This is a genomic window from Rhizobium sp. PEPV16, from assembly GCF_008919455.1.
Classification (GTDB): Bacteria; Pseudomonadota; Alphaproteobacteria; order Rhizobiales; family Rhizobiaceae; genus Rhizobium; species Rhizobium leguminosarum_Q.
Genome location: NZ_VSZV01000313.1, coordinates 1 through 12366, shown reverse-complemented (window position 1 = coordinate 12366; position 12366 = coordinate 1). Strand labels below are relative to the sequence as shown.

Sequence of the window (12366 nt, the reverse complement as noted above, 5' to 3'; positions counted from 1 at the left end):
CTTCTTCTGATCCGGCCTAGCTTAAGCGCCGTGAATAGGCCAATTCATTTCGTTGAATGAAGGGTGAGAGGATTTGAACCGGGAGACGGGCGAGATGATCCGACGCCCTGCGGTGGGGGGCGGCGTCCGAAGGAAGCGAATGGTATTGGGCGAGGGCTGGGACCCTATCGCCGAGCCGGCGGAATAGGTTTATTCCGCCGCGATCTTGCCCGCCAGCTGCCGGTTCTTCATCAGCTTGTAGATGACCGAATCCATCAGCGCCTGGAACGAAGCGTCGATGATGTTCTCCGAGACGCCGACCGTCCACCAACGCACCCCGTCGCTGTCGGTGGATTCGATCAGCACGCGGGTGATTGCCTCCGTGCCGCCATTGAGGATACGCACCTTGAAATCGGCGAGCACCAGATCGTCGATCTCGTGCTGGTACTTGCCGAAATCCTTGCGCAGCGCGAGGTCGAGCGCGTTGACCGGGCCTTCGGCATCGGCCACCGACATCAGCGTCTGGCCGTCGATGGTGATCTTCACCACCGCCTCCGAGACGATCTTCACTCGGCCGAGACTGTCGAAGCGGCGCTCGATCATCACGCGGAAGCCTTCGATGGTGAAGAATTCCGGGATCGTGCCGAGCGTGCGGCGCGCCAGCAGCTCGAAGCTCGCATCCGCGCCCTCATAGGCATAGCCGATGGATTCACGCTCCTTGACGATGGAGATAAGCAGGTCGAGCTTCGGATCATCCTTGGCGACCGCGATACCGCGCCGTTTCAGCGCATTGATGAAGTTCGCCTTGCCGCCCTGGTCGGACACCATGACCTTGCGGAAATTGCCGACGGTTTCCGGCGGCACGTGTTCATAGGTCCGCGGATCCTTGAGCAGCGCCGATGCGTGGATGCCTGCCTTGGTGGCGAAGGCGGAAGCGCCGACATAGGGCATCTGGTGGTCGGGCGAGCGGTTGAGCAGCTCGTCGAAGGCATGCGAGAACCGGGTGAGGTTGAGCAGCCGCTCCTCGTCGATCGCCGTTTCGAAACGTGTGTTGTAGGCGCTCTTCAGCGCCAGCGTCGGGATCAGCGTCACCAGATTGGCATTGCCGCAGCGCTCGCCGATACCGTTCAGCGTGCCCTGGATCTGCCGGACGCCGGCGTCGACGGCGGCAAGCGAATTGGCGACCGCCTGGCCGGTGTCGTTATGCGCATGGATGCCAAGACAGTGGCCGGGAACGCCTGAGGCGATCACCGCCTCGACGATCGCCCGCACTTCCGGCGGCTGCGTGCCGCCATTGGTGTCGCAGAGCACGACCCAGCGGGCGCCGCTCTCATAGGCCGTCTTGGCGCAGGCAAGCGCATAGGCCGGATTGGCCTTGAAGCCGTCGAAGAAATGCTCGCAATCGACGATCGCCTCCTTGCCCGCGCCAACCGCCGCCTTGACGCTTTCGGCGATGCATTCGAGGTTTTCCTCGTTGGTGCAGCCGAGCGCCACCGCGACATGATAATCCCAGCTCTTGGCGACGAAACAGATGGCGTCGGATTTTGCCTGCAGCAGCCCGGCAATGCCGGGATCGTTGGAGACCGAAACGCCCGCCCGCTTCGTCATGCCGAAGGCGACGAAGCTGGCCTGGCTGGTGCGTTTCTCGCTGAAGAAGGCCGTATCCGTCGGATTGGCGCCGGGATATCCGCCCTCGACGTAATCGATGCCGAACTCGTCCAGCATGGCGGCGATCGCAATCTTGTCCTCGACGGAGAAATCGATGCCGGGCGTCTGCTGCCCGTCCCGGAGCGTCGTGTCGAAGAGATAGATGCGTTCTTTCATGTCGTTTCCTCCCGCCAGGCGGGTTGTTATGAAGTGCGGATGCTGCCCCTCATCCGCTGCCGCCACCTTCTTCCCGTTATGACGGGGAGAAGGGATATGCCGCACCGTATCGCGGGGCACGTCCCCTCTCCCCGCGGGCGGGGAGAGGGTTAGGGTGAGGGGCTGCCCCCAATGCCAACGATCAGTCTTGCTTCCCGGCAAACTTATCCGTCGCCCGGATCAGCTGATCGAGAATCCCCGGCTCCGAATAGGCATGGCCCGCGCCCTCGATCAGGTGGAACTCTGCCTTCGGCCAGGCCTTGTGCAGCAGCCAGGCATATTTGGCCGGGCAGGGCATGTCGTAGCGTCCATGTACGATGACGCCCGGAATATCCCTGAGCCTGCCGGCATCGCGGATCAACTGTCCCTCGTCCATCCAGCCGGCATGGACGAAGAAATGGTTCTCGATGCGCGCAAATGCATAGGCGAATTCCGGCTCCTCGAACTTGCCGCTCGTCGAAGGTTCCGGCAGCAGTGTGATCGTTTCGCCTTCCCAGATGCTCCAGGCCTGCGCGGCCTTAAGGCGCACGTTCCTGTCCTCATGCGTCAGGCGACGATGATAGGCATGCATCATCTCATGCCGCTCTTCCGGCGGAATCGGCGCGATGAACCGCTCCCACTTGTCGGGGAACATTTCCGAGACGCCGAATTGGTAGTACCAGTCGAGCTCGGCCTTGGTCAGCGTGTAGATGCCGCGCAGGATGAGCTCGGAGACGTGCTCCGGATGCGTCTCGGCATAGGCGAGCGCCAGCGTCGAACCCCAGGAACCGCCGAACACCTGCCAGCTGTCGACGCCGGCCATCTCGCGCAGCCGCTCGATATCGGCGACGAGGTGCCAGGTCGTGTTGGCATGGAGTTCCGCATGCGGCGTCGACCTGCCGCAACCGCGCTGGTCGAACAGCATGACGTCGTAGAGAGTGGGATCGAAAAGCCGGCGATGGGCGGGTGAGATGCCGCCGCCCGGACCGCCATGCAGGAAGACGGCAGGCTTGGCGCCGGGCGTGCCCGAGCGCTCCCAATAGATCACATGGCCGTCGCCGACATCGAGATGGCCGGAAGCATAGGGTTCGATTTCGGGATAGAGCGTGCGCAGTATCTCGGTCATATCTTCACGCCTTTTGCGGGCCAGACTTCCGTGTCGTGGTCGGGATGCTGGAAGGAGATGATCGCCTCCTGTCGTGCGTAGAAATCCTGATCCTTCAGCACCGGCGCCTCGAAAATCGTCTCCACCCAGGGCAGGCGTGCCTCGTAGTTGACCTGGATCAGCGGTGCGAGGTCGCTGCGGTCGTCGAAGGTGCCGATCGCAAGCTCCAGCCCGCCCGGATGGCGATAGGCCATCGGTGTGCCGCAATTGCTGCAGAAGCCGCGTTCGATATTGACCGAGGACTGGAAGTAGCTCGGCTCGCCGCGCGTCCATTCCATCCCTTCCTCAGGCGCGGTGACCAGCGCGGAGAAGAAGCCGCCGAACTGTTTCTGGCACATGCGGCAATGGCAGATCGAGGGCCGCCCCAGCCTGCCTGATATGCGGAAGCGCACCGCGCCGCACTGGCATCCGCCTGTTTTTATCGTGTCCGTCATGAGGTTTCTCCGAGGGGCCAATTTTGCGTGTCGTGGTCGGGGTGCTGATGGTTGCTTGCCGCGATCGTGTTTTCGCGGTCGGGCGTTTCAGGCTGTGGTTCCAGCGGCAGACCGTCGAGCGCATGAAACCAGGACATCTTGCGGCCGGTATTCGATTGCATCACCGGCTTGACCGTATCGGGCTCGTCGAGCGAGCCGAGCGTGATGTTGATGAAGTCCGCCTCGGGAATATCGTAGAACAGCGGCGTGCCGCAATCGCCGCAGAAACCGCGCCGCACCAGATCCGAGGACTGAAACCATTTCGGGGCGCCGCGCGTCAGCTCAAAATCCTTACGCATGGCCGCTGCAAGCGGCAGAAAATAATTGCCGGCGGCTTTCTGGCACATGCGGCAGTGGCAGATGTGTGGGTAGCCGAGCTCGCCGCTGGCCCGATAACGGACCGCCCCGCACTGGCATCCGCCCGTCTGCTTCGCCACGCCGGTCAAGTGCGATCCTCCGGCGGCCAGACCGGCGTATCGTGGTCGGGATGCTGATAGGAAACGAGTTCGTTGAGGAAGGAGCCTGCAGCCAGATCCGCCTCGGTTCGCTCTCCGGGCAATTCGTGCAGATGATCGACGAAGCCGATCTTGCCTTCCACGCCCCATTGAATGGTGGGAGGAAGGGATGACGGATCGTCGAATGCGCCTGCAGCTACCGCCACTCCATCCGGCGCCTCATAGGTGAGCGGCGTGCCGCAATCGCCGCAGAAGCCGCGCTCGACGAAATTGGAAGAGCGGAATCTTTTCCGCTCTCCGCGTGTCCATTCGAAATCGGCGCCGCGCACCGAGACCAGCGGCGCATAATAGGCCCCGAACGCCTTCTGGCACATGCGGCAATGACAGATCGACGAATCTTTGATGTCGCCGCTGACGCGGAAACGGATCGCTCCGCATTGGCAGCCGCCGGTATAGGTCGTCATCTCTTGACCTCCCACGTCGTCACGCGCTCGCCGGTCACCGCATCCTTGCCGTCCTTCAACTGGATGCCCTTTGCCGCCAGTTCGTCGCGGATCTTGTCGGCCTCGGTGAAGTTCTTCGCCTTCAGCATTTCGAGACGCATCGCAACCAGCGCATCGACTGCCGATGCGACGGCTTCGTCGATTTCCATCTTTTTCGGCAACAGGCCCAGAAGGTCGGCCGTTGCGGCAAAGACGGCACGGGCTGTGGGATCCGCATGGGCAGCCTGGGCCAGCGCATGCAATGCCTGCACCGCCGCGACCGTATTGAGGTCGTCGGAAAGCGCGTTCAGCACGGTTTCATCGGGCGCCGCATCGCCGGCTTCTGCCGCCGGCCATTTGGCGAGCAGCCGTTCGGCTTCTTCCAGCCGCTTGATCGAAAAATCGATCGGCTCGCGGTAATGCGTCATCAGCATGGCAAGGCGTAGCACCTGGCCCGGCCAGCTGCGGCCGCCGAAGATGTCTGTGTGCAGCAACTCGTGGATGGTGACGAAATTGCCTTCGGATTTCGACATCTTGCGGCCTTCGACCTGCAGGAAGCCGTTATGCATCCAGACGTTCGCCATCACCTCGGTGCCGTGGGCGCAGCGCGACTGGGCGATCTCGTTTTCATGATGCGGGAAGATCAGGTCCAGCCCGCCGCCATGAATGTCGAAGACGTCGCCGAGATAACGCTTGCTCATCGCCGAGCATTCGATGTGCCAACCGGGCCGGCCGCGGCCCCACGGGCTCTCCCAGCCGGGCTCGTTGTGGCTCGACAGCTTCCAGAGCACGAAATCACCCGGGTTCTTCTTGTGCGCGTCGACGGCGATGCGGGCGCCGGCCTGCTGCTCGTCGAGCGGGCGCTTCGAAAGTTGACCGTAATCCGCCATGGATTTGGTGTCGAACAGCACTTCCCCTGATGCGACATAGGCGTGACCGTTGCCGATCAGCTTCTCGATGATCTCGGTCATCTCAACGATATTGTCGGTGGCGCGCGGCTCGAAGCTCGGCTCCAGGCAGCCGAGTTCGGCGACATCCGCGTGATATTGCGTCTCGGTCTTTTCAGTGACCGCGCGGATCGCTTCATTGAGCGGCAAGTCCGGATGGTCGCGAAGCGCCCGCGCATTGATCTTGTCGTCGACGTCGGTAATGTTGCGGGCATAAGTGACGTGATCTTCGCCATAGGCATGGCGCAGCAGCCGGAACAGCATGTCGAAGACAATGGCTGGCCGGGCATTGCCGATATGAGCGAAGTCATAGACGGTCGGGCCGCAGACATACATGCGGACATTGTTGGGATCGATCGGCGAAAAGACCGATTTTTCCCGCGTCAGCGTGTTGTATAGCTTCAGTTCCGGCGTCGCGTCCATTTCACTCTCCCAAAGGCACGATCAGAAAAATATCGCGACCGGCGGACCGGGGCGTTTCGCATCTTGACTATTTGGGAGACGAAAACGGCCGGGCCAGCGCTCGCGCTAGCGAATAATCTTCCGGCAGATAATGCAAATAACCGTTTTCATGGCGGGTTTTATGGCCCGGTTCGCGCTTCCGGTCAAGGGGCGAAGAGCGATCCATCGGCAACAGGATACATCTATCCGGTGAATCGATGGCAGCAACCAACGTCTTTGAAACCCATTAGCGCGCTCTTGAAATTCGTCCGCCATTTTCGGCTCACAAATCTCGCATAGCCAGTTGAGAAGCTGTTGAAAATAGGAGGAAGGGATGCGGAGACTTGCCCGATCGACGATCGGAGCGACTGCAGTTCTGGTGGTCGCATTCGCTGCATATTTCGCATACGATTTCGGCATGCTTCGCTTCAACAATCCCTCTCTCAGCAACTATCCAATCCAAGGCATCGATGTCAGCCATCACCAGGGCGATATCGATTGGAAGGCCGTTGCCGCGCAGCCGAATGTCCGTTTCGCCTTCATGAAGGCGACCGAAGGCGGAGACCATCGGGATTCCAAGTTCGCCGACAACTGGCAGCGCGCCGGAGATGCTGGAGTGGTCAGGGGCGCTTATCATTTCTTCACCTTCTGCCGTCCGGGCAAGGATCAGGCGCAGAATGTCCTGGCGACCGTGCCGAAGGAGCAGGGAACTCTGCCGATCGCCGTCGATCTGGAGTTTGTCGGCAATTGCAACAAAATCCCGACGCTCGAGGAAATGGCTGCCGAGGTGAACGCCTTCTTCACAGAGCTGAAGGGCACCTTTCCGGAGAAGCCTGTTTTCTACGTCACGCAGGAGTTCTTCGATCAATATCTGAAAGGCAATGAATCGCGCTTTCCCGACCACTATCTATGGCTGCGCAGCGTGTTCAGGGAACCGAGGCAGGAAGAGTGCAGTCATTGGTCAATCTGGCAATTTGCCGACAACGGCACCTTGGACGGCATCCAGGGACCGGTTGACCTCAATGCGCTATGCCCGTCGGCAACGGGCCTGGCGCATCTGTTCCCCGCCGTTGCAGCGAACTGAAATGTCCGGCCTATCTGAAATGTCCGGCTTATTCCGGCAGGCGATAATCGACAAGCTTGTTCTCCCGGACGATGAACAACTTGCCCGTCTCCGTCACACCAGGCCCGAGCAACGGCAGGATCGCCTTTGCGACCTCGGAGGGATGCGGCAGCGTCTGGGGATCTTCGCCGGGCACCGCCTGCGCCCGCATCGCCGTGCGTGTCGCCCCCGGATCGACGCTGGTGACCCGCAGCGGTGTGCTTTGACTTTCGCCGGCCCATGTGCGTGCCAGCGCTTCGACCGCAGCCTTGGAAGCGGAATAGGCGCCCCAGAAGGGGCGGCACTTGTGAGCGGCACCCGAAGACAGGATCACCGCACGGCCGGCATCGGAGCGGGCGAGCAGCGGGTCGACCGAGCGGATCAGCCGCCATGTTGCGGTGACGTTGATGGTCATCACCTTCTCGAACACCTTCGCTTCGATATGGCCGATTGGCGAAATGACGCCGAGCACGCCGGCATTGGCGACGAGGATGTCGAGCTTGCCCCAGCGCTCGAAGATTGAGCCGCCGAGCGCATCGATCGCATTCATGTCGGCAAGGTCGAAGGGCACGAGCGTCGCCGTGCCGCCGACAGCCTTGATCGCATCGTCGAGGTCCTCAAGCCCGCCGACCGTGCGTGCGCAGGCAATCACATGGGCGCCGGCTTTGGCAAGTTCCAGCGCCGTGAAATAGCCGATGCCGCGCGACGCACCGGTGACGAGTGCGATCTTGCCCTCAAGATTGATATTCATGACGTTGTGTTCCCTCACGAAGGGAGAGGGGTGCGATGCACCCCTCGGAATGGACAATGGAAAAACCGGCGCGCCGTGTCAGCCGTTGCTGGCAAGCATGGAAATCTTGTTGCCCATGGACTCGCCGTTCTTGTCGAGCAGGCGGGTCGGATAGTCGCCGGTGAAATAATGGTCGGTGAACTGCGGCCGGACCGGATTGCGATCCTCACCGCCAACGGCGCGATAGAGGCCGTCGATCGACAGGAAGGCGAGCGAATCCGCGCCGATATATTTGGCCATGGCTTCGACATCGGCATATTGGTTTGCCAGCAGCTTGTCTGCGTCAGGCGTGTCGATGCCGTAGAAATCCGGGAAGAAGATCATCGGGCTTGCGACGCGGACATGGACTTCGCGCGCCCCGGCTTCACGGATCATCTGGACGATCTTGAGAGACGTCGTGCCACGCACGATGGAATCATCGACCAGCACCACGCGCTTGCCTTCGATCATTGCCCGGTTGGCCGAATGCTTCAGCTTCACACCGAAGGCGCGGATCTGCTGCGTCGGCTCGATGAAGGTGCGCCCGACATAGTGGTTACGAATGATGCCGTATTCGAAGGGGATGCCGCTCTGCTGCGCATAGCCGAGCGCCGCCGGCGTGCCGCCATCCGGCACCGGCACGATCACGTCGCCATCGACGGGCGATTCCTTCGCAAGGTTCATGCCCATGCTCTTGCGCGTCGTGTAGACGTTGCGGCCACCGACGACCGAGTCCGGGCGAGCGAAATAGACATATTCGAACAGGCAGAGGCGTTCCGGCTGCGGCTTGCTGGGCTTGCGCGCATCGATGCTGATCGAACCGTCGGGCTGGATTTCACAGATGATAACCTCGCCGTTCTCAACGTCACGGATGAACTTGGCGCCGATGATGTCGAGCGCGCAGGTCTCCGAGCAGAAGATCGGCTTGCCGTCGAATTCTCCCATGACGAGTGGGCGGATGCCGGTCGGGTCGCGCGCGGCAATCAGCTTGGTGCGCGTCATGGCCAGCATCGAGTAGCCGCCTTCCATCTGACGAATGGCATCGATGAAGCGGTCGGACGTGGAAGCGTGGCGGGAACGGGCGATGAGGTGGAGGACGACTTCGGTATCGGAGGTCGACTGACAGATGGCGCCGGTCGCGATGATCTGGCGGCGCAGCGTCAGGCCGTTGGTGAAATTGCCGTTATGGGCAATGGCGATGCCGCCTTCTTCCAGTTCGGCAAAGAGCGGCTGCACGTTGCGCATGGCTACTTCGCCGGTTGTCGAGTAGCGGGTATGACCGATCGTAATGCTGCCGGGCAGGCGGGCCAGCGTCATCGGATTGGTATAATGGTCGCCGACAAGGCCCATGTGGCGCTCTTGATAAAAGCGCTTGCCGTCGAAGGAGACGATGCCGGCCGCTTCCTGTCCACGGTGCTGCAGAGCATGCAGGCCAAGAGCGGTGAGCGCGGCGGCATCGGGATGTCCCAGAATTCCGAAAACCCCGCATTCTTCATGCAGTGTATCTCCGTCGAGCGGATCGTCGGTCGGGAAGGAATGGGACTGGTTCATTTCTGCGGGCCTCTGCTCTCACAAGAATGGATCGGCATTTCCAGAAATAGCTGAGCCCGGCGGAGCTGGAATGCTCGGCCGGACCCTCATTTCACGTCCCGCTCAAATGGCGATTGCCGGAAGGCGGGTCAAGCTCTTGAACACTGTGTCAATTCGCCGGCTGCTGCGCGCCGTCTGCAGGCGCGGTCGGTGCGTCTTCCGCCGGAGCTTGGTCGCCCGTCGGCGGAGTGGTACCTTCGGCGCCCTGTGCCGGCGGCTGCAGCTTATCACGGATGCTTTCCGGTATCATCTGGGCAAATTGCTCCGGCAGAACCGATTTCAGCTTCACGACCATCGAATCCAGGAAGGGCTTCGACTTCGCTTCGTTGACCCAGGTCGGACGGTGGTCGGCATCGACGAGCCAGTTCCAGAAGGCGACGGCAACGACCAGGAGCAGCACGCCGCGCGCTGCCCCGAACAGGAAGCCGAGCGTGCGGTCGAGTGCGCCGACACGGCTGTCGATGATGAAATCCGCGATCTTCATCGTGATGAAGGAGATGACGATGAGCGCGATCAGGAAGACGACCGCTGCCGAACCGACGATCGCGATACGATCGTCATCGGTATATTTCTTCGCATAGGGCAGCAGGTACGGATAGAGATAATAGGCAGCGGCGGCCGAACCGCCCCAGCTCGCGATCGAAAGAATCTCGCGCGAAAAGCCGCGGACCATCGCCAGCACGGCGGAGAAGAGCACGACGCCGATGACAATACCGTCGAAAATCGTAATGGGCATGTAAATTCAACTCCAGGACTGCCGCTTGGCGGCCGTGTCGTGCCTTATCGTGTGCTCCTATATCATCACCACTCTTGGCAATGAAAGGATCAAACGTCGTCTTCCACACGCAGCGCTCCCTTCGATCCGGCGATGCGCGCGACCAGATCCGGCAGGCTTGCGACTTCGCTCCAGCGCCCGCCGGAGCCCTTCGGCAATTCGGCGGAGGCAGATGGAAGCAGCGCTGCGGAAAAACCCAGCTTCTCGGCTTCCTTGAGACGCTGGGCGGTGTGCGCAACCGGCCGGATGGCACCCGACAGGCTGACTTCGCCGAAATAGACGCAATCGGCAGGAAGGGCAATACCGGCAAGCGAGGAAACGAGCGCCGAGGCGACGGCAAGATCGGCCGCCGGTTCGGAGATGCGGTAACCGCCGGCGACGTTGAGATAGACGTCGTGCTGGCCGAGCCTGACGCCGCAATGGGCTTCCAGCACCGCCAGGATCATCGACAGCCGTGCCGAATCCCAGCCGACCACGGCGCGGCGCGGCGTGCCGAGTGAGGTTGGGGCCACCAGCGCCTGCACCTCGACGAGAATGGGGCGGGTGCCTTCCATGCCGGCAAAGACGGCAGCACCCGGCGATTTTTCGTTGCGCTCACCAAGGAACAACTCGGAAGGATTGGCGACTTCCCGCAAGCCTCTGTCGGACATTTCGAAGACGCCGATCTCGTCGGTCGGGCCGAAGCGGTTCTTGACCGTGCGCAGGATGCGGTAGTGATGGCCGCGGTCGCCTTCGAAATAGAGCACGGCGTCGACCATGTGCTCGACGACGCGTGGCCCGGCGATCTGCCCGTCCTTGGTCACATGCCCGACGAGCACCATGGCGGCCCCTGTCTGCTTGGCGAAACGGATCATTGCCTGCACGCCGGTGCGCACCTGCGTCACCGTTCCCGGCGCGGACTCGGCAAGTTCGCTCCACAGCGTCTGGATGGAATCGATGATGACGAGGTCCGGCCGCTTGCCCTCTGCGAGCGTCGCCAGAATATCCTCGACATTGGTTTCGGCTGCCAGCATCACATCGGTATCGGCCGCCGCAAGGCGTTGCGCCCGCAGCCGCACCTGCGCCACGGCTTCTTCGCCGGAGACGTAGATGATCTTGTGGCCGCGCCGCGCAAGGGCGGCGGCGGCCTGCATCAGCAGCGTCGATTTGCCGATGCCGGGATCGCCGCCGATCAGCACCGCCGAACCGCGCACGAAACCGCCGCCGAGCGCCCGGTCGAGCTCCGACATGGCGGTATGGATGCGTGGCGCCTCCTCGATCTCGCCGGAGAGCGCCGTCAGCGCCACCGGTCGGCCCTTCTTCGGTGTCTTACCGGGACCGGAGCCGATCCCGCCCATCGGGTCTTCCTCGACGATGGTGTTCCACTCGCCGCAGTTCTCGCATTTGCCAGCCCAGCGGTTATGAACCGTGCCGCAACTCTGGCAGATGAATTGTGTCCTGGCCTTCGCCATCCATTACTCTTTCAGTCCGGGTTCCCGAGCGAAGCGACGCGCCGCTTCACCGAATCATTATCGTGCTTGAGATAATGGCTATCGCGACGGATCAAAACTAATGATTTCCCCATCAGCGCACCCATGCCTATCCTTTGCTCCTCATTCGGAACGGTGGAAAATGTTCGATTATTCGTTTGCGCACTGGCTTGCATTTCTGTCGGCAGCGGTTTTGCTGAACCTTTCGCCTGGACCCGATATCGCCTTCATCCTCGGTCACACGATGAGAAGCGGAAAACGTGCCGGTTTTTCCGCGCTGTTCGGCGTCTGGTCCGGCGCCTGCCTGCACGTGCTGATGGCTGCACTCGGTCTCTCGGCCATACTTGCCGCTTCCGCCGTCGCCTTCTCCACGGTCAAATGGATCGGCGCCGCCTATCTCGTCTGGCTCGGCATCCAGGCTTTGCGCTCCCGTGGCGGCGATGGCCTGATAAAGGCTGCTGGTGAAAAATTGCCGGTTGCAAGAATCTATCGGCAGGGAATTCTGGTGTCGCTGCTCAATCCGAAAGTGGCGATATTCTTCCTGGCCTTCCTGCCGCAATTCGTCGTCGAAGGGGCAGGACCGGCATGGGCGCAGCTCATGCTGCATGGCGGGCTCATCATCGTCGTCGCAGCCTTCATCGAACCGCCGCTCGTCCTTCTCGGCGGGCGCCTTGCGGATGCAATCAGGCATAATCAAAAAATCGGCCTCTGGCTCGATCGCGGCCTCGGTGCACTTTTCGTGGCGCTCGGTGTCCGTCTCGCCCTCAGCAGCCGCTAGAGCATGATGCCGAAAAGTGTGAGCGGTTTTCGGTCGACATCATGCTCTAACTATATAATGTAGAACAGGATTCAGCTTTTAGGCCGACCCGGCCTAAAA

General features: G+C 61.6%; 12 protein-coding genes. 2 read left to right on the top strand and 10 right to left on the bottom strand.

Going from position 1 to position 12366, the window contains the following annotated elements:
- Positions 1-189 precede the first annotated feature (189 nt).
- The 6 genes from cimA to cysS form a co-directional block, all read right to left on the bottom strand.
- The gene (gene cimA, locus FY112_RS18735; RefSeq protein WP_017959787.1) at positions 190-1803 is read right to left on the bottom strand and encodes a citramalate synthase; all 1614 of its coding nucleotides are present in this window, start codon (positions 1801-1803) and stop codon (positions 190-192) included.
- Positions 1804-1984: 181 nt separating this feature from the next.
- Positions 1985-2947 carry a prolyl aminopeptidase gene (gene pip / locus FY112_RS18730; RefSeq protein WP_094086323.1) on the bottom strand — a complete coding sequence of 321 codons (963 nt, stop codon included), beginning with the start codon at positions 2945-2947 and terminating at the stop codon, positions 1985-1987.
- Entirely contained in the window at positions 2944-3420 is a 477-nt protein-coding gene (locus FY112_RS18725; protein ID WP_017959789.1) for a GFA family protein, read from the bottom strand. Before FY112_RS18725 ends, pip begins: the two co-directional genes overlap by 4 nt.
- Entirely contained in the window at positions 3417-3905 is a 489-nt protein-coding gene (locus tag FY112_RS18720; RefSeq protein ID WP_094086322.1) for a GFA family protein, read from the bottom strand. Before FY112_RS18720 ends, FY112_RS18725 begins: the two co-directional genes overlap by 4 nt.
- Positions 3902-4378 carry a GFA family protein gene (locus FY112_RS18715; protein WP_131644683.1) on the bottom strand — a complete coding sequence of 159 codons (477 nt, stop codon included), beginning with the start codon at positions 4376-4378 and terminating at the stop codon, positions 3902-3904. Before FY112_RS18715 ends, FY112_RS18720 begins: the two co-directional genes overlap by 4 nt.
- The gene (gene cysS, locus FY112_RS18710) at positions 4375-5766 is read right to left on the bottom strand and encodes a cysteine--tRNA ligase (RefSeq protein ID WP_151519031.1); all 1392 of its coding nucleotides are present in this window, start codon (positions 5764-5766) and stop codon (positions 4375-4377) included. Before cysS ends, FY112_RS18715 begins: the two co-directional genes overlap by 4 nt.
- Before the next feature lie 352 nt (positions 5767-6118).
- Between cysS and FY112_RS18700 the strand changes: the two genes are divergently transcribed.
- The gene (locus tag FY112_RS18700) at positions 6119-6868 is read left to right on the top strand and encodes a GH25 family lysozyme (RefSeq protein ID WP_131629214.1); all 750 of its coding nucleotides are present in this window, start codon (positions 6119-6121) and stop codon (positions 6866-6868) included.
- 28 nt (positions 6869-6896) lie between these two features.
- Here FY112_RS18700 and FY112_RS18695 read toward each other — a convergent pair whose 3' ends face one another.
- The 4 genes from FY112_RS18695 to radA form a co-directional block, all read right to left on the bottom strand.
- Positions 6897-7637: an SDR family NAD(P)-dependent oxidoreductase gene (locus FY112_RS18695; RefSeq protein WP_017959795.1), complete on the bottom strand. Its 741-nt coding sequence runs from the start codon at positions 7635-7637 to the stop codon at positions 6897-6899.
- Between the two features lie 78 nt (positions 7638-7715).
- A complete protein-coding gene (purF, locus tag FY112_RS18690) occupies positions 7716-9206 on the bottom strand; it encodes an amidophosphoribosyltransferase (RefSeq protein WP_025393957.1) in 1491 nt (496 codons plus the stop codon).
- Between the two features lie 148 nt (positions 9207-9354).
- On the bottom strand, positions 9355-9981 hold the full coding sequence (locus FY112_RS18685; RefSeq protein ID WP_017959796.1) for a CvpA family protein: 627 nt from the start codon (positions 9979-9981) through the stop codon (positions 9355-9357).
- Positions 9982-10070: 89 nt separating this feature from the next.
- Entirely contained in the window at positions 10071-11471 is a 1401-nt protein-coding gene (gene radA / locus FY112_RS18680) for a DNA repair protein RadA (protein ID WP_003547017.1), read from the bottom strand.
- 160 nt (positions 11472-11631) lie between these two features.
- Between radA and FY112_RS18675 the strand changes: the two genes are divergently transcribed.
- Complete coding sequence (locus FY112_RS18675; RefSeq protein WP_151519030.1) at positions 11632-12267, top strand: LysE family translocator; 636 nt, start codon at positions 11632-11634, stop codon at positions 12265-12267.
- Positions 12268-12366 lie beyond the last annotated feature (99 nt).